This is a genomic window from Barnesiella sp. An22 (assembly GCF_963931395.1).
GTDB lineage: Bacteria > Bacteroidota > Bacteroidia > Bacteroidales > Barnesiellaceae > Barnesiella > Barnesiella merdigallinarum.
Genome location: NZ_OZ007014.1, coordinates 87,168 through 108,992 on the forward strand (window position 1 = coordinate 87,168; position 21,825 = coordinate 108,992).

A 21,825-nucleotide genomic window follows, 5' to 3' on the forward strand; every position below is an offset into this window, starting at 1 on the left:
TAACTCGCGGATGGTCGACCCGACGAGCCTCGCCCCCTGAAGGGAAAAGATAGTTACTACGCGATAAAATGTTTAATAGATAATAAGCAGACCCTTTTGAGCCGTACCTTCGAGGAGTACCAGATAGGTACCGGCCGTAAGAGTATCGGTCGAGAGGGTATCGCCCTCGGCCCGCAACGACTGGCTATCGACCAGCATACCGTTCACCGAATAGATGTCGAACCGACCGGTGCAACCGGCGTTGACCCGGCTGCCCTGCCTGACCGGATTGGGCGAAAACAACAGGTTGTCGACCTTGACCGAGGCAATGCCCGACGTGCTGTTGTCGACCAGCGAAAGAGTGTTGGTGCTCTGGGCCAGGTTGAGCAGAAGTACCTCGGCGCTCAACGGAGCATAAATCTCGAGGCTCGAGCGCAACATCTTGCCCTCGGCTACGGCGGCCAGTTCCTCGGCATTCATACCCGAGCGCCAGAAGAAGAGCTGACGGTACTGAGCCTCTGCGGGGGCTGCACTTCCACCCAAGGCAAAGCGTTTCACCACGAGCTTCTCGGCCAACTGTCCGGCATGGACACCGTCGACATAGAGCTGGGTCATACCCCAAGCATAGTAGTGGGTGAGCGAAACAGTGTGCCAGCTACCGGCCGTGAAGGCTACGGTCGAAACAATCTCTCCACCCAGCGGAGAGCGATAGACCAGGTTGCCGCTCTCGTCGACGACGAGGCGACCCATACCGCTTTCATTCTCGAACGAGGCCAGTGTACCGGCCGAAGCGGCATTCACCTCGAACGAGAGAGTAAAGGGGTGAACAATATTCTCGGGCATGAATTCGATATGCTGTGTAGAGGTAGCCGTACCCAGTTCAAAGGCCGTGCTCTCCTGACGCTCCGGGGCCTCCTTGCCGGCATCGAGGGCATCGAAGAGCGAAGGTACGATGGCATAGGAGAACTCGCGGTGACCGTCGGAGTTGGGGTGAGCGCCATCGCTCTCGATGGCTTTGACCCAGCGGCCCGAACCGTCGTCGACAGCACCCAGCATGTTGACCGAGGGAACCGTCCATTGCTGGATGGTGAGGTTGAGGTTTTTCAAAATCTCGTAGTCGTCGGCATTGAAACCGGCATTGGCATAGTTGTTGGCCATGACGGGAACGATGCCTACCGAATCGGCCTGATGGATGAGCTGCTTCATACCCTTCTCGTAGTTGATGGCCGCCTGTTGGGTAGGTGTACCGTCGTTGCGCTCGTTACCGAGCGAGAGGCCGTAGAAGACGTAGCGGCCGCAGTCGCGCAGCAAATCGCGCTCCCAACGGTCGAGCACCATCTGGGTCGTGTTGCCGCCTATCGAAATGTTGGACGAAATCCAATCCCGACCGATACCCTGTTGTGCCCGTTGTTCCAACAGGTCGGCATACATGTAGGCATAGCCATAGTTGTTGGTAGCACCGGTACCGTAGCATACCGACGAGCCCATGAACGAAATCTTATACTCGTCAATCTCCTTGCACGACTCGGGATAGGGCTTCTCGATGTCGGGACGCTCCATCGGTTCGTCGGTCTCGTGAATCTCTATCTTGTCGATATTGGGTCCACTGTTGCGGCACGACTCGGTAAACGAGATGGTGTTGAGCCCCTTGTCGAGCCAGACAAGTACCGAAGTTTCGGCCGTGGGCAGCTGGTCCCAGCCTCCTTGCGATTTGTTCACGTTGATGTAGATTTTGGCGTAGTTGTTGGTCTGTATGTCGAGCGGACGACCCATCGGGTCGTTGGTGAATATCTTCAATTCGTAGGGACCCTCTTCGGGAATATCGATGCAGGTAAACTGCAGAGCCGAGTTGGTATCCTTGTTGAAGTCGCCCACGTAACGGTCGTTCGACATGCCTTCGAGCGTCTTCACCTTGAGGGTTCCCGACAGGTGGGCATACTCGGCCTCCAGCACGATAGGGAAACCCTCGTGAGGTACGGGCAGCGGCGTTTCGGTCGTTTCGAGAATCTCGAACTTGTCGAGGTTGGGACCACCCGACGTCGTGGGATAGGGTGTAATCTTGATGTTGTTCTTGCCGGCAGCCATATAGACGAGCACGCTCGTGGTCTCGGCCGGCGGCATATCCCATTTGGCCGTACCCTTTACCGAACACTCTACCTCGGGGTAGTTGTTTACCTTGACGGTGAAGCGGCGCGTGCCGTTGCAGTTGAAATAGGTTTTGAACTCGTAAGTCCCGGCCTCATCCATCTCGACATCGTGAAAGAAGAGGTAGCTGCCGGGGTCGTTGCCACCGACATATTTGCCTCCCGAGAAGCCATCGACCGACTTGACTTTAGCCGGAGCATGAACCGAGTCGGCATTCTCGGCCTCCAAGACAACAATCGGATTTTGTGCGCACAAGCCAACAGCGGCACACAAAGAGAGGAGCAGAATCCCCGCTTTTTTCTTGAAGTAAAACTGGTTTTTCATGTGAATATACTATTATTATAATAATAAGGATTTCAAGCACTACTATTGTGACACAAAAAGAGAGTCCTACCCTTAGCCCCGACAGCAAATTTTTTTTATTCGTTCTGTCGAGACGGACCATCGGCCACACCCGCCACTTGCACGAAAGAGTCTCAGCTTCACACTCCCAGAAACAGACACACCCCCAGCCACGGCCTTTTGTCCGTGACAGGGGGTGCGATAAAAGTTGCTATCTGTACAGGCTATGTGCAACGGGTCCGACACTCGAAACCCGAGGCTCGAGCCGTTATCAGAGTTTCTTGGTATAAGCCCGACGGCGCTTGTGCTGATGACGCTCGAAGTATTGCCACTGCGACTGCACCTTCTCGTTCTCCTCGAGTTCGGGATTGCTCTCGGCATACTTGTACCCGTTGCGGATAAAGACCGGTATCAAGTCGGAGAAGAGAAGAGCATTGACACCCTTGCTCTGATAGTCGGGGCGCACGGCCACCAACAACAGGTCTACGACATCGTTCTTTCCTTTCAAAGCCTTGAGCAAAGGGACAAACCCGAAGGGGAAGAGGCGGCCTCTCGATTTCTGCAATGCTTTCGACAACGACGGCATGGCAATACCCACGGCCACGAGATCGTCGTGCTCATCGACAATAAGCGTCACATTCTCAAGGCGCAACACCGGGATATACATGTTGACGTAGTAATCGATCTGCCGTTGCGAGAGTGCCGAATAACCGTAGAGTTCGGCATAGGCATCGTTGATAAGGTCGAAAATCTTCTGTCCATATTTTCCCTTATGAATCTCCGACACCTTTTTGAACTTGAGGATACGCAGATTGTACTTGCGCTGCACGATGTCGCTGATGCGTTGGTGCTTCTCGGGCACACTCTCGGGCACCTTGATTTTATACTCGACCCAGTCGACGGCCTTCTCATATCCCATACCCTCGATGTGGTCGACATAGTAGGGATAGTTGTAAATCGAAGCCATGGTACCCAGCTGGTCATATCCCTCGACCAGCAGCCCTTCGGGGTCCATATCGGTAAACCCGAGGGGACCGTGAATTTCGTTCATTCCCTTGGAACGGGCCCAATTCTCCACGGCGTCGAAGAGCGCCTTGCTCACCTCGCGGTCGTCGATAAAATCGACAAAACCGAACCGAGCTGCCTTCTCGCCGGTCTTTTCGTTGACTTTGCGATTGATGATACCGGCTATACGTCCCACGGGATTACCGTCGCGATAAGCCATGTAATAGACCGATTCGCAAAAGTCGAATGCCGGATTGCTTTTTGCACTCAACGTGCCCACCTCGTCCAGAACCAGTGAGGGCACATAATACTCGTTGCCCTCATACAAATCGATCGAGAACTTGACAAAATTCTTTAGAGCACGATTCCCGGCAATTTCCTTAATTGTGATTGACATGATGTTTATAATTTCAGCAATTTATTCCTATGCGCTTGCCTCCGCTTCTACTCCTTGATTCCGTAGGCAAGGTCGCCCGCATCGCCCAGCCCCGGCACTATGTAGGAGTGGTCGTCGAGCTGGTCGTCTATGGCTCCCACCCACAAGGTCGTGTCGTCGGGGAAATGTTGTTTCACATAATCGATGGCCTGCCGACTGGCAATGACCGAAGCCACATGCACGCTCTTGGGGGTACCTTTGGTAAGCAATGCCTTGTACGACAACTCCATGGAACCACCGGTAGCCAACATGGGATCGGTGATGACGAGTACCTTGCCATCGAGACGAGGCGAGGCAATATACTCGATGAAGATGTCGAAATTGAGTTTGTCCTTGTATTTACGATACGCCGATACAAAAGCATTTTCGGCATCGTCGAGACAACTGAGGAATCCCTGGTGGAACGGGAGACCGGCTCTCAAGATCGTAGCCAGCACCACCGTATCGTCGGGCAGATTGACCCGTGCGGTTCCCAGCGGGGTGGTTACCTCTTTTTCGGAGTAATGGAGGCGATGGCTTATTTCGTAAGCCATGATTTCGCCAATGCGCTCGAGATTCCGACGAAACCGTATCCGGTCATTCTGAATGTTCACATCCCGTAATTCGGCCATGAACCGGTTTACTACCGAGTTTTTCTCGGCAAAATTGATAACTTCCATACTTTTCTGTTTTTTGCCGAAGAGCAAAAGTACGTATAAATTTTGTTTTAGAAAATTATAAATTGTTTTTTCTCCTGTTTGCCCTAAAAAAAGCGCCTTTTTGCTATGCCGGCATAGCGATTCGGGGTATATTTGTAATAAATACAAACAATTAGCGAAAATTTTCTTTAATTACATCGCTACTTGTAGAATTTGTTTTTAATTTTGCAGTCGGTTTTCATGGACTAAGAATACAAATAAACATTTTATAAACCATTAAATTCAAGAACAATGGCAACATTAGATTTAAGCAAGTATGGTATTAAAGATGTAAAAGAGATTTTACACAATCCTTCTTACGAAGTGCTGTTTGAGGAAGAGACCAAAGCAGGCTTGGAAGGCTACGAAAAAGGTCAGGTAACTGAACTTGGTGCTGTGAATGTAATGACGGGTATCTATACCGGTCGTTCTCCCAAAGATAAATTCTTTGTAATGAATGAAGCCAGCAAGGACACTCTCTGGTGGACCAGCGACGAATATAAAAACGACAACAAACCTTGCTCCGAAGCTGCTTGGGCCGATTTGAAAGCCAAAGCCGTAAAAGAACTCTCGGGCAAGAGACTGTTCGTGATGGATACGTTCTGCGGTGCCAACCCCGCTACTCGTCTGAAAGTACGTTTCATCATGGAGGTTGCATGGCAAGCTCACTTCGTTAAGAACATGTTCATCCGTCCTACCGAAGAGGAACTGGCCAACTACGGCGAACCCGATTTCGTATCGTTCAACGCTGCCAAAGCCAAAGTTGACAACTACAAAGAACTGGGCTTGAACTCCGAAACCGCTACGGTATTCAACTTGAAGACCAACGAGCAAGTAATCTTGAACACCTGGTACGGTGGTGAGATGAAGAAAGGTATCTTCTCGATCATGAACTACCTGAACCCCCTGAGAGGCATGGCTTCGATGCACTGCTCGGCCAACACCGACAAAGAGGGCAAGAGCACCGCTATCTTCTTCGGTCTCTCCGGTACGGGTAAAACCACGCTGTCGACCGACCCGAAACGTCTGCTCATCGGTGATGACGAACACGGATGGGACAACGACGGTGTATTCAACTACGAAGGTGGTTGCTATGCCAAGGTTATCAACCTCGACAAAGAGAGCGAACCCGATATCTACAACGCCATCAAACGTGACGCCCTCCTCGAGAACGTAACGGTTGACGCCAACGGTAAGATCGACTTCGCCGACAAGAGCGTAACGGAGAATACCCGTGTATCGTATCCTATCTACCACATCAACAACATCGTTAAACCGGTATCGAAAGGCCCGCACGCCAAACAGGTTATCTTCCTGTCGGCCGACGCATTCGGTGTATTGCCTCCCGTTTCTATCCTGAACGCCGAGCAAACGAAATACTACTTCCTCTCGGGCTTCACCGCCAAATTGGCCGGTACCGAGCGTGGTATCACCGAGCCGACTCCTACTTTCTCGGCTTGCTTCGGTGCTGCATTCCTTTCGCTGCATCCTACCAAATATGCCGAAGAGCTGGTTAAGAAGATGGAAATGGTCGGCGCCAAGGCTTACCTCGTAAATACGGGTTGGAACGGTACAGGCAAACGTATCTCGATCCGCGATACTCGTGGTATCATCGACGCCATCCTCGACGGTTCTATCGACAAGGCTCCGACGAAAGTTATCCCCTACTTCGACTTCGTTGTTCCTACCGAATTGCCGGGTGTTGACAAGAACATCCTCGACCCGCGCGACACTTATGCCAACGCTGCCGAGTGGGATGAAAAAGCCAAAGACCTGGCAGGCCGCTTCATCAAGAACTTCGCTAAGTTCGAAGGCAACGCCGCTGGTAAGGCTCTGGTTGCTGCCGGCCCGAAACTCTAATCGAAAATCGATTAACTCCAATAAAAACCGAGGCTACTCCACACGGAGCAGCCTCGGTTGCTTTTTAAATACATCTGATTCAATACGGATTCCTCTTGCCGGCCCGGTAACGGCTCTCACACGAGTGCCGCTACAAACTCATAGATGAAGTAGCCGCAGAGCGATACCTTAATCACTACACCCAGCAGGAAACCCACAAAGGCTCCCAGCCCTGCCCTGAGGGCTTCGTGCGTGAGCTTGCCACCCAACAGTTCGCCTGCGATAGCCCCCACCAGAGGGCCCAGAATGATACCCCACGGCGGGAAGAAAAACATGCCTATCACCGTGCCGGCTATGCAGCCGCGATTGCCCCACTTGCTGCCACCCCCGTATTTGGTGCCGATGAGCGGGGTGAAGTAGTCGAGCACCTGCACCACAATGACCAGGATGGCCCACACAACCAGTTGCGTGACAGTAAACTGCACCCGCTCGGTAATGTGCAGCAACAACATGCCCACATAGGCCAGCGGCGGCCCGGGCAGTGCGGGAAGAAAACAGCCGGCCAGCCCCACGAGCAGGCACAAGGCTCCCAAAACAATCCATACAATATCCATATCGTTCTTTCGGTTTTAAGGGTTATGCTCGTTCCCTCCGTCCGGCAAATCGGGTAAGCGACCCAACCGTCGAGGCGGGGATTTTCACAAGCAAAGATAGCATAAATGGACGACGAAACAAATTCTACGAAACGGTATCTCCGCTCACATTCAAGCAATTCCGTCGGGAAAATGAAGCCGCGAACATTCATTTTACGGACGGGGATTCCGATTTTCTCCAAAAAAAGAGTATCTTCGTAAATTGATAAAATACAAAAAGAGAAGATACGATGAACGAAGAGTGGCTGTCGCGAACCCGCCTGCTGATGGGCGATGCCGCCATGGAGCGATTGCAACGCGCCCATGTGATGGTGGTGGGTGTTGGAGGCGTGGGTGCCTATGCGGCCGAGATGATTGCCCGGGCCGGCGTAGGCCGCATGACCATCGTCGACGGCGACACGGTGGCCGAGAGCAACCTGAACCGCCAGCTCGTAGCGCTGCACAGCACGCTGGGGCGACCCAAAACCGAGGTGATGGCCGAGCGTCTGCTCGACATCAACCCCGAGTTGCAGCTCACCGCCAAACAGCGATTCCTCGAAGCCGACGACATCCCGGCCCTGCTCGAGCGGGAACCGGTCGATTTCGTAGTCGATGCCATCGACACCCTGGCGCCCAAGATTGCCCTCATCACCTATTGCCTGCGTCACAAGGTGCGCATCGTCTCGTCGATGGGTGCAGGTGGCCGCAAAGACCCGTCGGCCATTCGCCTGGCCGACATCGCCGATACCTATCACTGCGGACTGGCCCGGGCCGTAAGGCTGCGGCTGCGCAAGGCAGGCATCACCAAGGGACTGAAAACGGTATTCTCGACCGAACAGGCCGACCCGCACGCCGTCATAGCCGTAGAGGGCGAGCGCAACAAGAAGTCGACCGTGGGCACCCTGTCGTATCTGCCGGCCCTGTTTGGCTGCCATCTGGCCAGCTACGTGATACGAAAACTTACGGAATCATGATAGAGATTAAAAACATACACAAGAGCTACGGCTCGCTCGAGGTGCTGAAGGGAATCGACGCCACCATCGAGCAGGGCGAAATTGTTGCCATCGTAGGAGCGAGCGGCGCCGGCAAGACCACGCTGCTGCAAATTGTCGGTACCCTCGACAAGCCCGATTGCGGCGAGATACGCTACGACGGCAAGCGGGTAGACAACCTGCCCGACCGCGAGATGGCCCGATTCCGGAACGGACACATCGGGTTTGTCTTCCAGTTTCACCAACTGTTGCCCGAGTTCTCGGCCCTCGAAAATGTGATGATACCCGCCCTCATCGGCGGACGCAACAGCTCGGAGGCGGAGCGGGAGGCCAAGCGGATACTCGACTTTCTGAGTCTGGGCGACCGGCTGGCACACAAACCGGCCCAACTCTCGGGCGGCGAGAAGCAGCGGGTGGCCGTGGCCCGGGCCCTCATCAACCGTCCCTCGGTAATTCTGGCCGACGAACCCTCGGGCAGCCTCGACTCGAAAAACAAAATCGAGCTGCACAAGCTCTTCTTCGACCTGCGCGACGAGTTCAAGCAGACCTTCGTCATCGTCACCCACGACGAGACACTGGCCCAAATGACCGACCGCATCCTCTTCATGAAAGACGGCTCTATCGTAGAACCGGCCGGGAAGGAGGAGGCCGAGGTATGAAACGGACCCTCGCCCGTCGCTGGTGGCTGCTCGCCGTGCCGTTGCTGCTGTTGACGGCCTGCGAGAAGGAGGAGGATCTCTACGGCATCTTCTATGCCGACATCGTCACTTGCCACCGGGGCAACGAAGGGACCTACTTCACCTGCCAGGCCACCGACTCGTCCCCGATGGATACCCTCTGCCCCATCGGCGCGGTAGACGAGAGCCGCACGGCCGAAGGGGTGCGCGTGCTGCTGCAATACCGCCCCGTCGAGGAGTTGAGCACGACCCGCAAACGGATAGAGGTGCAGGCCCTCTCGGCCATCCACTTCGATACCCTGCGGCTGGTCTCGCACGAGCGGATGACCGAGTTGCCCGACGATACCCTCTACCTGCAAAGCATCTGGAAAACGGGCGATTTCCTCAACCTGCGCTACCGTATCGACTACCACAGCCAGCCGCACAGCATCATGCTCGTAGCCGACGAATCGACCCTCGAGGGCGATACCCTCAAGGTGGAGCTGCGCCACAGCCGCAACGACGACCCCGAGGGACACTGGAGCAACCTCTACTCGTCGTTCAACATCGAGGGGTATCGCAACCGCCCCTACACCACGCTGCAAGTATATGTGAACCAAGTAAATTTCAATTATAAATATTATTATTTCAAACTAAACTGACATCATGGAAGAGAAAAAAGAGATTCAAATAGAGTTGTCGGCTGCCGTAGCCGAAGGTACCTACTCCAACCTGGCCATCATTTCGCACGCTCCGTCGGAGTTTGTCATCGACTTTATCCGGGTAACTCCGGGCGCTCCCAAAGCACCGGTGAAATCGCGCATCATCCTCACGGCCGAGCATGCCAAACGGCTGCTCTTCGCCCTGCAGGACAACATCCGCAAATATGAATCCCAGTTCGGTCCCATCCAGATGAACGACCCGCAACAACGGGGCGGAGGCATGCCTCCCTTCATGGCTCCCGGCGGCGAGGCTTAATCGACTTGCAGGCGGGCCGCTACCCGGTCTGCCTGCCTTTGTATCACCCTCTAAAAGACGACCACATGAACATCACCCTGCAACAATGGCTGGCGCGGCAGCCCTATACCCCCACCACTGACAGCGACCGCTACTACACGCGACTGGCCAACCGGCTGTACGACGAGATAAAACAATCGCCGCTGAAGACGCGCTGGAGCGACGACGCGGTAAAATCAATCTGCTGCGACCTCGTGGGCTACTTTGCCGACATCCTGTCGGGCACCGGGCTGTGGGCGGCATTCGTGGCCCAGCACCAGGCTTTCTACGGGCGTACACTGCCCTTCTTTACCCCCGAAGCCTACTACGAAGGAGAGGTGAACCGCGACGACGTGCGGGTGCTGCTGTGGTATCTGTCGGCTGCCTACGGCAACGAACACGAGGTGCTGTCGCCTCTCGATGCCGACCTCATCGCCACGGCCGACCCCATCTACAACCTGCTTGAGAGCGAATACGAAACGGCACCCGACTCGCCGCTGCTGCAAGAGTTTTGCCAACCCGAACTGAACGATACCTCCGACCCCGAGGCGCGGTACCGCTTTGCCGAATGGCTCTTTTGGGAATCGTTCCTGCTGGGACCGTCGAACCGCTCACTGGCCCGCCAACTGCTGCACGAGGTGCACAGCAAACCGAATCACACCGACAAAGAGAAACTGAACCGACTCGAAAAACTGCGCCGCGAGTCGCTCTACACCCTGCCGGCCGGACCGCTGGCCCTCTTTGCTCACGAATGGGTGTCGCTGTTGTGGCAACACACCCTGCCCGAAGAGCTCGAAGAGCAGAAAGAGCTGCACCCCTATTACCAGCAGTTCACCCAATCGACGGGCGGCAGCCCCGTGAAGTATATCGGCTCGTATGCCGAGCTCGACCGCTTCCTCACCGAAGGGATGCAATGGGGCGAGACCGAAGGCGGACACCTGTCGCACCTGGCTCACAAAAAGAATTTCGTCCTCTACGTAACTCCCTATAAAGGGATGCTGGTGGCCTCGGATATTGCCCAATACATAGCCGACCCGGCCAACCCTTGGTACAACCCCGAGGAGGCCCGCAAAGGGGCCATATCGCTGCTCACCGTGCCGGGACGTTGCCCCGTAGACCTGCTGCTCTACCTCTGCTCGCACGGCTTGCTGCCCGATGCCTGCTTTGCCGACGGCAACCCGCAGCTCGTGGCCGATAATTGGGATTTCATAGCCCGCTGCCTCCTGCAGGATTACTACCGGGCCGTGTAAACACTGAATTGCCTCATTCTGTTTTCTGCCCCTGCGACAGGTGCAGAATGCGCTGGTTGCTGCTGCCCCTGAAGGGTAGCGTGGGATCGAAGAGCGACTGCACGAAGGGGCCGTCGACCAGCGTGTCGATATACTCGAGGCAAGGTCGCCGGACCTCATCGTCCAACAGCACCTCGTAGGTATAGCCCGTATAACACCAGATATTCAAACCCGTCTCGGCCTTGAGGCGCCGCAACAGAGCCAGCAGGGCCGGCGGATTGTAAAAGGGGTCGCCCCCCGAGAGGGTAATGCCGTCGAGCAACGGATTGGACCTGATTTCGGCGATGATGCGATTGAGCAAAGCCTCGGTGAGCGGCTCGCCCGCCCGGGGATTCCAGCTGCCGGCATTGTGGCACCCCCGGCAATGGTGCGTACAGCCGGCCAGATAGATGGAATAGCGTACCCCAAAACCGTCGGAGATGGTCTCGGGGTAGACATTGATCAGGTGCAGTGTTTCCATTTACTTGTGTTTTACCCGGTCGCGCTCTTCGGCCTGCTTGGCCGAGTTCCACGACTCGAGGCTGCCGGTGAGGTAGCCGGTAATGCGACGCATGCGCGAGATGTTCTCGCTCTTGCACACCGGGCATTGCGTATAGATGACACCCCGGTAGCCGCACGCACGACAGGTGTCGACCGGGTGGTTTATCGAACCGTAACCGATGCCCTCGTCGTGCATCACCTTCACGATTTTCAAGATGACCGATACATTCTTCTTCGCCTCGCCGTCGAGCTCGACATAGGTGATGTGTCCCCCCCGCGTAATGGCGTGGAAGGGGGCCTCCTTACGGATCTTCTCGACGATGGTCACCGGCTCCTTCACGTCGATGTGGAACGAGTTGACGTAGTAGTCGCGGTCGGTCACGCCGGGGATAACCCCGTAGCGCTTGCGGTCCAGACGGGTGAAGCGACCCGAGAGACCCTCGGCCGGCGTGGCCAGTACCGAGTAGTTGAGCCCATAGCGGCTCTTGTACTCCTCGACCACGTTGTTCATCACCATCACGGCATCGTAGAGCGTCTGCCAGGCCTCCTCGTTGCGGGCATGCCCCTCGCCGTAGATGGCACACATGGCATTGTGGCCGCCGATAAAACCGATGCCCAGCGTACCGCTATTGATTACGTCGCCCACCTCATCGTCGGGATTCAGCCGTCCGCCACCCTTCCACACGTCGTTACCCATCATGAAAGGGAACTGACGGGCGAGAGCCTTGCGCTGATACTCGTACCGCTCGTGCAACTGCTCGGCAATCATCGAGGCGGTGGTGCGCACCTTCTCGAGAAAGAGGATACGGGCCTCGCGGCGGATGGCGTGCTTGTCGCCGTCGGGGTGCAGCTCTTCGGCCTCGCGACGCGCCTCGATGGCCAGGCGCGGCATATTCATCGAGGTAAAGGAGAGGTTGCCCCGCCCCCACGAACTCTTCGCACCGTGCAGGTTTTCAAACACCCGGGTACGGCAACCCATCGTGGCCACCTCGTAGCGGAAGCGGTCGGGGTCGTCGGCCCGCCAAAATTCGTTTCGGTTGTAGTCGGTATCGAGAAATACGAAATTGGGAAAGAGCGAAGTGGCCGTGGTGCGGCACGACTCGAGCAGCAGGTCGAAGTTGGGCGCCTTGAACGGGATACGTCCCGCCATCGCCCCCTCGAAGTCGGCCATCGCCGCAGCATAATCCTCGTCGCTGTACGATACCCCATCCTTCACCTTGAAAATCTGTATCGGGAAGACCGGCACCTCGCCGTGGCCCAACCCCTCGGTTGTAGCCGAGAGCAGCTCGCGTATGACCATGCGCCCCTCGGGCGAGGTATCGGTACCGTAGTTTATCGAACTGAAAACCACCTGGTTGCCACCCCGCGAGTGCATGGTGTTGAGATTGTGCACCAACCCCTCCATGGCTTGGTGGGTATCCTTGCGGGTAGTCTCGTAGCTTTGTGTCCAGGCGGTGCGCAACTCATTGGCCGAGAGAGTCAGGCCCAGAGTCTGCAGGCGGTCGGCCAGTGCAGCCTGTTGCACCTCCGTATCGGCTATCGAGGCGACCGAGTCGGCTATCGCCTCTCGCAGCGACGGATGGTCGCTCTCGCCGTGCAGGCGCAAGATGAAGTCGATGGCCGTCTCGAGATGTTTGCGGAAACTCTTCAGCACCCCCGGTGCCATGAAGTGGTCGAAAGCCGGGATGGCCTGCCCGCCGTGCTGCTCGTTCTGGTTGGTCTGGAACACGATAGTGGCCAGCGTGGCGTAGCTCTGTATCGACTGGGGTGTGCGCACGGTTCCGTTTTTGGTGTGGAAACCGCGGTTGAAAATATCCTCCAGGTCGTACTGCACGCAGGTGGTCGTCTTGGTGGGATAGTAGTCGAGGTCGTGGATGTGAATGTCGCCCTCGCGGTGCGCCCGCCCGTAGCGCACCCCCACCAGATACTTGTAGGCGTAATCCTTGGTCACCTCCGAGGCGAAGGTCATCATCTGCCCGGCCGGCGTATGCGACGACATGTTGGCGTTGCTCAGGTTCACGTCGTTCTTCTCGACAGCCACGATGCCGTCCATCACCTGCTTCATCGAGGTGCGTTTCTCGCGCTCCTTGGTGCGCCACTCGCGATAGATGATGAAGCGCTTGGCCACCGAAGGGTTGCGCCGCATCAGATGGCGCTCGACCAGATCTTGAATCTCCTCGACCGAAATCTCGCTCTTGTCGATGGCGGCGGCCACCTCGCCGGCAATCTGTTTCACCGCAGTTTCGTCGTCGATACCATCGGCCCGATAGGCCTTGGCAATAGCCCGCTCGATTTTGGCAATCGAGAAACTCTCTTGGGCACCATCGCGCTTGGCAATGGTAATGCCTGCATAATCCATGTTGATAAGTTGTTTAGGGTTGGATACTGCGGACGTCTCCTCGAACGTCCTTTTGCTTCTCTCTCACTCCGGCAGGTCTTCTGGCTCTTCCCTGCCCCGATGACGCCTTCCCGACATTACAGAAACAGATTCTCGTCAGTGGCTCGTGTCACGGGACTTTCACAGGAATTACAGCAGCGGGACTGCTCGGGATTCTCACCCGATTCCCTTTTTATCGACACCATCGTACAACGGGGCCGAACCGGAATGCGGGTACAAAGTTACACAAATTCGCGATAACCAAACAACAAATTTCGAGACAAAAGTTTCCTTTTTCGGGAAACTTTTGAAAACCAGAATAGAAAAAAGTTTCCTGAAACCAGCAACGAATAGAGGCCCATACCAACTCCCATATGGAAACTATACTGCTATAAAACAGCAAAAAAGGCATCTATTCCATTGTTCAATCGGATATCCAATCGAATCAACCAAATTGTTATCTATTCCAGCAACATAATAAAAAAGGCGAGATAGTAATCTCTCTATAAGAGAGAGAACCTTGCCGCACCATTTGTCCCCAAGGTGCAACAAGGTTCTCTGTATCTTCCGGGACAAGAGCGTCCCTGATATCTTACCAATTACAGAATGAGCATGGCGTCGCCATAGGCACCGAAACGATACCCCTCCTTGAGGGCAGCATCGTAGGCCTCGAGGACAATTTCATATCCGCCGAATGCCGCTACCATCATCAGCATGGTCGAAAGCGGCATGTGGAAGTTGGTCACCAGACTGGTGGCTACCGTAAAGTCGTAGGGCGGGAAGATGAACTTGTTGGTCCAGCCGTCGTAGGTCTTCATGTGGCCGCCGGTGCTGACCGCACTCTCGATACCCCGCATCACCGAGGTACCCACGGCGCACACCTTGTGGCCGCCATCCTTGGCGTGGTTGACGAGCTCGACCAACTCGGGAGTTACAATCAGCTGCTCCGAGTCCATTTTGTGCTTGGTGAGGTCTTCGACATCGATTTCACGGAAGTTACCCAGGCCCGAATGGAGGGTGAGGAAGCCGTAGTCGATGCCCTTGATCTCCATGCGCTTCAACAGCTCACGGCTGAAGTGGAGCCCGGCAGCGGGAGTGACCACAGCCCCTTCGTGGCGAGCAAAGATATTTTGATAACGCTCGGCATCGAGCTCCTCGACCGGGCGGGTGATATAGGCCGGCAAAGGCATCTCGCCCAGTTTGTAGAGGGCCTCTTTGAACTCGTCGTGCGAGCCGTCGTAGAGAAATCGCAACGTACGGCCGCGCGAGGTGGTATTGTCGATTACCTCGGCCACCATCGAGTCGTCGTCGCCGAAATAGAGTTTGTTGCCGATACGTATCTTACGGGCCGGCTCTACCAGAACGTCCCACAGGCGATTCTCTTCGTTGAGCTCACGCAGAAGGAATACCTCGATTTTGGCACCGGTCTTTTCTTTATTGCCATAGAGGCGGGCGGGAAAGACTTTGGTGTCGTTGAATACAAACACATCTTTCTCTTCGAAATAGTCGATAATCTCTTTGAAGATGCGGTGTTCAATCTTTCCCGTTTTCCGGTCGATGACCATCAACCGGGACTCGTCCCGGTTTTTTGCCGGGTATTGAGCGATTTGCGCTTCGGGCAATTTGAATTTGAATTGGGACAGTTTCATATTTGTTCGTTATTACTTTCTTCGTTTTTATCTTCTTCGGAGGTTGTCAAGGGGGCCTCGTCGATCATTCGGGCCACCTCATCGACCGACAGGCAATCGGCGAGCGTCACATCGCCCACCCGTGTACGCACAAGCCCCACCAGATGAGCTCCACTGCCGAGGGCCGCCCCGATGTCGCGGGCAAGAGCCCGTATGTAAGTACCCTTGCTGCAAACGACCCGTATCTGGATAAGGGGCAATTCGCAGGAGAGCAGCTCGATTTCGTCGATCACCAGCTCCTTGGGTTTAAGTTCTACCTCCTGCCCCTTGCGCGCCATGTCGTAGGCTCTGCGCCCATCGATCTTACAAGCCGAATAGGAGGGAGGCACCTGCATAATGGAACCGACAAAACGCGGTAATGTTCGCTCTACGCTCTCGCGGGTGATGTGCTCGTGCGGGTAGTGTGCATCGATTTCGGTCTCCAGGTCGAACGAGGGGGTAGTCGCACCCAACTGCAAGGTGGCGATATACTCTTTGGTATGGTACTGAAACTCCTCGATACGCTTGGTTGCACGTCCGGTGCAGACAATCATCACTCCCGTAGCCAGGGGGTCGAGTGTACCGGCATGACCCACTTTCAGTTTCTTCTGCTTGAGCCTGCGCAATATCCGCAATCGGATTCGCTTGACCACATCGAACGAGGTCCAATGCAGCGGTTTGTCGATATATATGATTTCGCCTTCGTTAAAATCCATTACATAATCGTTAAGTTATGTCCCGTCAACAACATGACGAGAATCACACCACCCACTATTATACGATACCACCCGAAGGCCTTGAATCCATAGCGGGTAACGAAACCGATGAAAAACTTGATGGCCAGCAAGGCTACCACAAAGGCAACTACGTTGCCCAACAACAAAGTACCCATGTTGTTCATAATCAAATCGGCTCCTTCAGGTTCTGAAAACAGCTTCAGCATCTTGTATGCCATTGCCGCAAACATGGTGGGAACAGCCAGAAAGAACGAGAACTCGGCTGCCGCCTTGCGCGAAAGTTTCTGTGCCATACCGCCCACGATGGTCGCCATCGAACGCGATACACCCGGTATCATGGCGATACATTGGAACAATCCTATGTAAAATGCTCGTTTCTCGGTAAGCTCGGTGTTGTCGCTGCCCTTGTTGAATATCCGGTCGCAGAAGAGCATGAAGATACCGCCAATAACCAGCATGACGGCAACGACTACCACGTTTTCGAGCAGGGCATCAATCCAGTCGCCCAAGAGCAAACCGAATATGGCAGCGGGGATGAATGCCACCAGCAACTTCCAGTAAAAATCGTAGGTGTGCAGGAAACGCCGCAAGGCCGAGGGATTGCCCGGGAGCGGAGTGCGATTGAGCCGGAAAAACCGTTTCCAATAGAGACATACCACCGACAAGATAGCACCGAACTGTATAATGACCGTAAATGCCCTTACAAAGGGAGTACTTTCTACACCCAGAACACTCTGTGTAATAATCATGTGCCCCGTAGAGGAAACGGGTAAAAACTCGGTCAGTCCCTCTACAATGGCGATAATAATCGTTTCTAAAAAATCCACTTTCTTGAAAATTTAAACAGAAATATCAAACTGCCTTATTGTCTCTTTTTAGAGTTGTGCATGATTGCATAGACCATGAAGACAAACCCCACGAAGGCTATGCCGGGGGCCAGCACAATGCGACGAAAACTGAAGATGTCGGGGTTATATGCCTCGGGGGTAGTACCGGGCCCCAGCATCAGCAGGAAGCCGACTACAATCACGGCAAACGATATGGCAATGAGTTTTATATTGGCTTTTCCCAGAGCAAACGAGGCCTTTTGCTCCGTGTCGGAAAGCACCGGTGCCGATTTCTTTTCTTGAGATTTCATATGGTTATACTGTTTTTTTATCACACATAATACAAGTCGTCTCTATCCATGCGGATATAACGGTTCACGGCCCAATAGGCCGAGACGGCCGACAGGATAATACCCAGCACCAGCACGGTGAGAAATACCAGCAGCATCATGGGTACCGACACAAGCGTCGTGAAGTTTTCCATCTCGGACATGAGGTAATAGACACACCCCGAGAGGAGCAACATGGCAATGACCGAGGCCACAATGCCGTTGATAACATTGGAGACAATAAATGGCCTCCGTATGAAGGCCGGGGTAGCACCTACCAACTTCATCGTGTGAATGAGGAATCGCTTGGAGTAGGCACCCAACCGGATGGTATTGCTAATCAGCGCAAACGATATAATCATCAGCACAATGGCCAACGCCAGCAAGATGAGGCCGATGCGGCTCATGTTGTCGTTGACCGACTGAATGAGGTCTTTCTGATAGAGGATGTCGCTCACGATTACCTGGTCGCGAAGACCTTTCTCGATAACCGAGAGACTGTCGGTATTGGCATAGTCCGCTTTGAGCTTGACCTCGATCGACGATTGCAAGGGATTGACCCCCAACACATCTTCGGGATTTTCGCCCAACTCGATCATCACCTCCTTCAGGGCATCCTCTTTCGAGATGTACTGAGCAGCCTTCACATAGTCGGCCCGCTCGAGCATGCGTTGCAACTGGTGCACCTGTTGTTCGCCGGCCGACTCGTTGAGGACAATCGAGAAGCCTATATTCTCCTTGACATGACGGGAGAGATTGTTGGCCAAGAAGCCCATCAAGACCATAATCCCCAAAATGAAAAGGACCAGCGACACGCTTAATGTCGAAGTCATTCGAGCATTCAGAAAAGAAATCCGTTTGCTGAAAGAAGCCTTGTTGTTCATATCTCTCTTTTTTACCAAATCAAGCCTTTTGTTCTGTGAGGATTTTACGCCTCTGTTAGACACCTATTTCGACGTTCCTACCCCTTTCTTTTAACGAACCAGAAAACAAAAGGATATTATTAGCCCAAATTTTATGCAAAATAAAGTCTATCTGGGCGAAATTGCTCTTTTTGTTCACATATTTTAATATTTTCTATCGCAACTTATATTTTTCGAAATGGGCTGCCGTCTTGAACCGGAAGAGCAGGTACCCTATCGTGCAGAGCACACAAGCGGTAGCATAGACCGTAGCATAATTGGTGAGGTCGGCAATCTGCCCGCCGATAAGGACCCCCAGCCCTACCCCCAAGTCCCAGGCTGTGAGGTAGGTCGAGTTGGCTGTACCCCGCTGATTATTGGGAGCCAGATTGATAAACATCGTCTGATAAGCCGGACAGATGCAGCCGTAACCCAAACCCAGCACCACCGCCGCACCGTAATAACCCCACTCGTTACGCACCCCTACGAAGATGAGGTAACCGAGCAGCGACAGCAACATGCCCACGAAGATGTTGCGGGTAACGAAACCGCGATTGAGCCATTGCCCCGAGGCGAGCCTCGACAGGATAAGGCCGATAGCCAGCAGAATGAAGAAAAACCCGGCCCCCGACTCGATATCCAACTCCTCCTTGCCATAGACAGCCAGATAGGTCGACAGCACCCCGTAGCTGAACGAATAGAAGATGAGCGTAACCGCTTCGGGCATACCCCTCAGCAGCAGAAACCGGTCGAGCGAGATGGGCGGCTTCTCGGGTACCGGGTCGCGCCGATAGGGCATCTTGATGGTCGAAACGGCAATCAGTCCGATAGTAGCCGATACCATCGAGAGCAAAAAGATATAGTCGAAGTTGGCATAGGCATCGTGTATATAAAGTGAAAGTGTGGGTCCGACAGCCATGGCCAGATTGTTGCTCACTCCGTAGTAGCCTATGCCTTCACCCCGTCGCGACGAGGGCATCACATCGATGGCCACCGTACTGTTCGAGACGGTGAGCAGACCGAATGCTACCCCGTGCCCGGCCCGAATGATGGCAAACAGGAGCAGCGTGCCGGCCAGCAGATAGCCGCCGAAGAAGAGCAAAAAGACAAAATAGCAGATGAGCAGCAGCGGCTTGCGGGGAAAGGTGTCGACCATATACCCGGCAAAGGGGCGTATCATCAGGGCAGTGATGGTATAAGACGAGAGTATGAAACCGGCCGTGGAACGGCTGGCGGCAAAGGCCTCGCTCAAATACATGGGCAATACCGGCAACAGCAGGTAGAAGGCAAAAAAGAGCAGGAAGTTCCCGGCCACCACCACACAGAAGCTGGGTGTCCACAGTTTATCTTTAACCACTTTTTCCATAAGACACTCGGGTGTTTAGTCCAACGCTTCGCCCAGCAAGGTAGCCGACGAGGCGTCGGTCACCCGTACCCGTACCAACTGGCCGATACGGTGGTTGCCCTTGTCGAAGACCACCACCTTGTTTTGCGAGGTGCGGCCGAAGAGCTGTTCGCGCGAACGCTTCGAGAAACCCTCGACCAGCACTTCGAACTCGTGGCCGATGTCGCGGCGGTTGCTCTCGAGCGAGAGCTCGTTCTGCAAGTCGATCATGCGTTGCAGGCGGGCAATCTTCACCTCCTCGGGTACATCGTCGGGCAGATGCTTCGAGGCATACGTACCGGGACGCTCGGAGTATTTGAAGAGGAACGACGAGTCGAATCCTACCTCGCGCATGAGCGAGAGGGTCTCTTCGAAATCCTCTTCGGTTTCGGAGTGGAAGCCGCTAAACATGTCGGTCGTGATGCCGCAATCGGGCAAGATGCGACGGATGGCGGCAATGCGGTCGAGATACCATTCGCGGGTATACTTGCGGTTCATCAGTTTCAGAATGCGGTTACTGCCCGACTGTACCGGCAGGTGTATGTGGTGGCACAGGTTGGGCCAGGCGGCGATGACGTGGAGGGTCTCGTCGCTCATGTCCTTGGGGTGCGACGTGGTGAAGCGTACCCGCATCTCGCCGGCAGCCTGGGCCACCAGAGCCAGCAGGGCGGGAAAATCGACCACCGTGCCGTCGGCCCGCTCGTAGCGATACGAGTTGACATTCTGCCCCAGCAGCGTCACCTCCTTGAAGCCCTTGGCCTTGAGGTCGGCCAGTTCGCCCAGAATGCTCTCGGGCTCACGGCTGCGCTCCCGCCCGCGGGTATAGGGTACAATACAATAGGAGCAGAAATTATTGCACCCCCGCATGATGGAGATAAAACCCGAAATGCGGTTCAACCCGATGCGCGAGGGAATCACCTCGCGATAGGTCTCGGTAGTCGAGAGCTCTACGTTCACCGCCTTCTCGCCATGCTCGGCAGCCCCTACCAGATTGGGCAAGTCGAGGTACGAATCGGGACCAGCCACCAAATCGACACCGTTCTCGGCAATGAGTTGCTCGCGCACCCGCTCGGCCATGCAGCCCAACACCCCTACCACCAAATGCTTGTGATGCTTGCGCAACGACTGGAAGTAGGCCAGACGCGAGAGCACCTTCTGCTCGGCATTGTCGCGAATGGAGCAGGTATTGACGAAAATGGCATCGGCATCCTCGATATTATCGCACAAGGTGTAACCAGCCATCTGCATGATCGAAGCCACCACCTCGCTGTCGGCCACATTCATCTGGCAACCATAAGTTTCGATAAAGAGTTTCTTCTCTGCAACCGGCTGCCCAACGGGGGTTTCAGTCGCTTCCATATTTTTCATTCTATCCGTTTTATTCTTCATTTAATTTTAATTTATCAACAAAATCGACAAAAAAATAATATTTTCTTTTCTAAAATTTGTTTTTTAAAAAATAATTATTTTCTTTGCAATCACATTACATGAAATTTTTTCATAGTTAAGGTTTAGGTTAAATCGGCTAAGAGTTGTTGAGAAACAGCTCTTAGTTATTTTATAGAGCTCCAAAATTTGGAAGATTCTCAATAAAACTCTATATTTGAGGACAAAAATAGTAAAAAGAGATGGATTTTTCAGAGATAATCGTCGCTATAATCATCGGGTTGGTCATTCTTGCCATCAATTCCGTTGGTTCCAAAAAGCAACAAAGCTCTAAAAATCAACCGGGAAGACAACCTGGTCGAACCATCTTTCCCGAAGCCTCCACTCAGACCCCTCAGCGAGAAGAGCAGGAAGAGAGTCGAGATGCTTCCACACCACTTACCCTGGACGAAATTTTCGCAGAGCTGCGCCGAGCTCACGAAGAGGAGGAGCGAAAGGCTCACGAGGCCGATGAATATATCCCCCGAGCTCCCCGAAGAGCGCAGCCGCAACCGTCTCGCCGCCCTCAGGTGCAGCCCCTGGAGCGAAGAGAACCTCAAACCGAATGGCGACCACAGCCTCGACCTGCAGAACAGCCGGCTGCGACCGTCCCAAAACCCGAACCGGCAGCAACGATACTGACACCCGAGGAGGAGGGAAAATCGGCGCTCGCCCGTCCGCAAACATCTGCCCGACCCGTGACACAAAC

The 21,825-nt window shown here is 54.4% G+C and carries 20 protein-coding genes and 1 riboswitch; of the genes, 7 read left to right on the plus strand and 13 right to left on the minus strand.

The window, feature by feature from the left end:
- Positions 1-72 precede the first annotated feature (72 nt).
- The 3 genes from ABGT88_RS00325 to upp form a co-directional block, all read right to left on the minus strand.
- A complete protein-coding gene (locus tag ABGT88_RS00325; RefSeq protein WP_346699809.1) occupies positions 73-2,448 on the minus strand; it encodes a GDSL-type esterase/lipase family protein in 2,376 nt (791 codons plus the stop codon).
- A gap of 289 nt (positions 2,449-2,737) precedes the next feature.
- A complete protein-coding gene (locus tag ABGT88_RS00330; RefSeq protein ID WP_346699811.1) occupies positions 2,738-3,868 on the minus strand; it encodes an N-acetyltransferase in 1,131 nt (376 codons plus the stop codon).
- A 47-nt stretch (positions 3,869-3,915) separates the two neighbouring features.
- On the minus strand, positions 3,916-4,566 hold the full coding sequence (gene upp / locus ABGT88_RS00335; RefSeq protein WP_087408044.1) for a uracil phosphoribosyltransferase: 651 nt from the start codon (positions 4,564-4,566) through the stop codon (positions 3,916-3,918).
- A gap of 270 nt (positions 4,567-4,836) precedes the next feature.
- On the opposite strand from upp, the gene pckA reads away from it, so the two are divergent.
- Positions 4,837-6,444: a phosphoenolpyruvate carboxykinase (ATP) gene (gene pckA, locus ABGT88_RS00340; RefSeq protein WP_087407945.1), complete on the plus strand. Its 1,608-nt coding sequence runs from the start codon at positions 4,837-4,839 to the stop codon at positions 6,442-6,444.
- 116 nt (positions 6,445-6,560) lie between these two features.
- Here pckA and ABGT88_RS00345 read toward each other — a convergent pair whose 3' ends face one another.
- Positions 6,561-7,037 (minus strand): DUF456 domain-containing protein, encoded by a 477-nt coding sequence (locus ABGT88_RS00345; protein WP_258326870.1) that lies wholly within the window; start codon positions 7,035-7,037, stop codon positions 6,561-6,563.
- A gap of 269 nt (positions 7,038-7,306) precedes the next feature.
- On the opposite strand from ABGT88_RS00345, the gene ABGT88_RS00350 reads away from it, so the two are divergent.
- The 5 genes from ABGT88_RS00350 (at position 7,307) to ABGT88_RS00370 (ending at position 10,949) form a co-directional block, all read left to right on the plus strand.
- Positions 7,307-8,029, plus strand: a complete 723-nt coding sequence (locus ABGT88_RS00350) for a tRNA threonylcarbamoyladenosine dehydratase (RefSeq protein WP_300132271.1) — start codon at positions 7,307-7,309, stop codon at positions 8,027-8,029.
- Complete coding sequence (locus ABGT88_RS00355; RefSeq protein ID WP_087407942.1) at positions 8,026-8,706, plus strand: ABC transporter ATP-binding protein; 681 nt, start codon at positions 8,026-8,028, stop codon at positions 8,704-8,706. Before ABGT88_RS00350 ends, ABGT88_RS00355 begins: the two co-directional genes overlap by 4 nt.
- Entirely contained in the window at positions 8,703-9,365 is a 663-nt protein-coding gene (locus ABGT88_RS00360) for a NigD-like protein (RefSeq protein ID WP_298661970.1), read from the plus strand. The genes ABGT88_RS00355 and ABGT88_RS00360 overlap by 4 nt, the downstream gene beginning before the upstream one ends.
- A gap of 4 nt (positions 9,366-9,369) precedes the next feature.
- Positions 9,370-9,681 carry a DUF3467 domain-containing protein gene (locus ABGT88_RS00365; protein ID WP_087407940.1) on the plus strand — a complete coding sequence of 104 codons (312 nt, stop codon included), beginning with the start codon at positions 9,370-9,372 and terminating at the stop codon, positions 9,679-9,681.
- A 65-nt stretch (positions 9,682-9,746) separates the two neighbouring features.
- Positions 9,747-10,949: a DUF3843 family protein gene (locus ABGT88_RS00370; RefSeq protein ID WP_258326872.1), complete on the plus strand. Its 1,203-nt coding sequence runs from the start codon at positions 9,747-9,749 to the stop codon at positions 10,947-10,949.
- Between the two features lie 13 nt (positions 10,950-10,962).
- Here ABGT88_RS00370 and nrdG read toward each other — a convergent pair whose 3' ends face one another.
- The 9 genes from nrdG to miaB form a co-directional block, all read right to left on the minus strand.
- The gene (gene nrdG / locus ABGT88_RS00375) at positions 10,963-11,448 is read right to left on the minus strand and encodes an anaerobic ribonucleoside-triphosphate reductase activating protein (RefSeq protein WP_346699815.1); all 486 of its coding nucleotides are present in this window, start codon (positions 11,446-11,448) and stop codon (positions 10,963-10,965) included.
- Entirely contained in the window at positions 11,449-13,827 is a 2,379-nt protein-coding gene (locus ABGT88_RS00380) for an anaerobic ribonucleoside triphosphate reductase (protein WP_346699817.1), read from the minus strand.
- Positions 13,828-13,879: 52 nt separating this feature from the next.
- Positions 13,880-14,088: riboswitch (cobalamin riboswitch) on the minus strand.
- Between the two features lie 356 nt (positions 14,089-14,444).
- Positions 14,445-15,494 carry a tRNA preQ1(34) S-adenosylmethionine ribosyltransferase-isomerase QueA gene (queA, locus tag ABGT88_RS00385; protein ID WP_087407936.1) on the minus strand — a complete coding sequence of 350 codons (1,050 nt, stop codon included), beginning with the start codon at positions 15,492-15,494 and terminating at the stop codon, positions 14,445-14,447.
- Complete coding sequence (truB, locus tag ABGT88_RS00390; RefSeq protein ID WP_346699819.1) at positions 15,491-16,228, minus strand: tRNA pseudouridine(55) synthase TruB; 738 nt, start codon at positions 16,226-16,228, stop codon at positions 15,491-15,493. Before truB ends, queA begins: the two co-directional genes overlap by 4 nt.
- Positions 16,228-17,076, minus strand: coding sequence for an undecaprenyl-diphosphate phosphatase (locus ABGT88_RS00395; protein ID WP_346699821.1), 849 nt, complete (start codon positions 17,074-17,076; stop codon positions 16,228-16,230). The genes truB and ABGT88_RS00395 overlap by 1 nt, the downstream gene beginning before the upstream one ends.
- Positions 17,077-17,111: 35 nt before the next feature.
- Positions 17,112-17,387, minus strand: a complete 276-nt coding sequence (locus ABGT88_RS00400; protein ID WP_087407933.1) for a DUF3098 domain-containing protein — start codon at positions 17,385-17,387, stop codon at positions 17,112-17,114.
- A 20-nt stretch (positions 17,388-17,407) separates the two neighbouring features.
- On the minus strand, positions 17,408-18,238 hold the full coding sequence (locus ABGT88_RS00405; protein WP_300132294.1) for an ABC transporter permease: 831 nt from the start codon (positions 18,236-18,238) through the stop codon (positions 17,408-17,410).
- A 244-nt stretch (positions 18,239-18,482) separates the two neighbouring features.
- Positions 18,483-19,673 (minus strand): MFS transporter, encoded by a 1,191-nt coding sequence (locus ABGT88_RS00410; RefSeq protein WP_087407931.1) that lies wholly within the window; start codon positions 19,671-19,673, stop codon positions 18,483-18,485.
- Positions 19,674-19,688: 15 nt separating this feature from the next.
- The gene (gene miaB / locus ABGT88_RS00415; RefSeq protein WP_258326877.1) at positions 19,689-21,050 is read right to left on the minus strand and encodes a tRNA (N6-isopentenyl adenosine(37)-C2)-methylthiotransferase MiaB; all 1,362 of its coding nucleotides are present in this window, start codon (positions 21,048-21,050) and stop codon (positions 19,689-19,691) included.
- A gap of 537 nt (positions 21,051-21,587) precedes the next feature.
- Here miaB and ABGT88_RS00420 point away from each other — a divergent pair.
- Entirely contained in the window at positions 21,588-21,758 is a 171-nt protein-coding gene (locus tag ABGT88_RS00420; protein ID WP_158096835.1) for a hypothetical protein, read from the plus strand.
- The last annotated feature ends 67 nt before the right edge of the window (positions 21,759-21,825 follow it).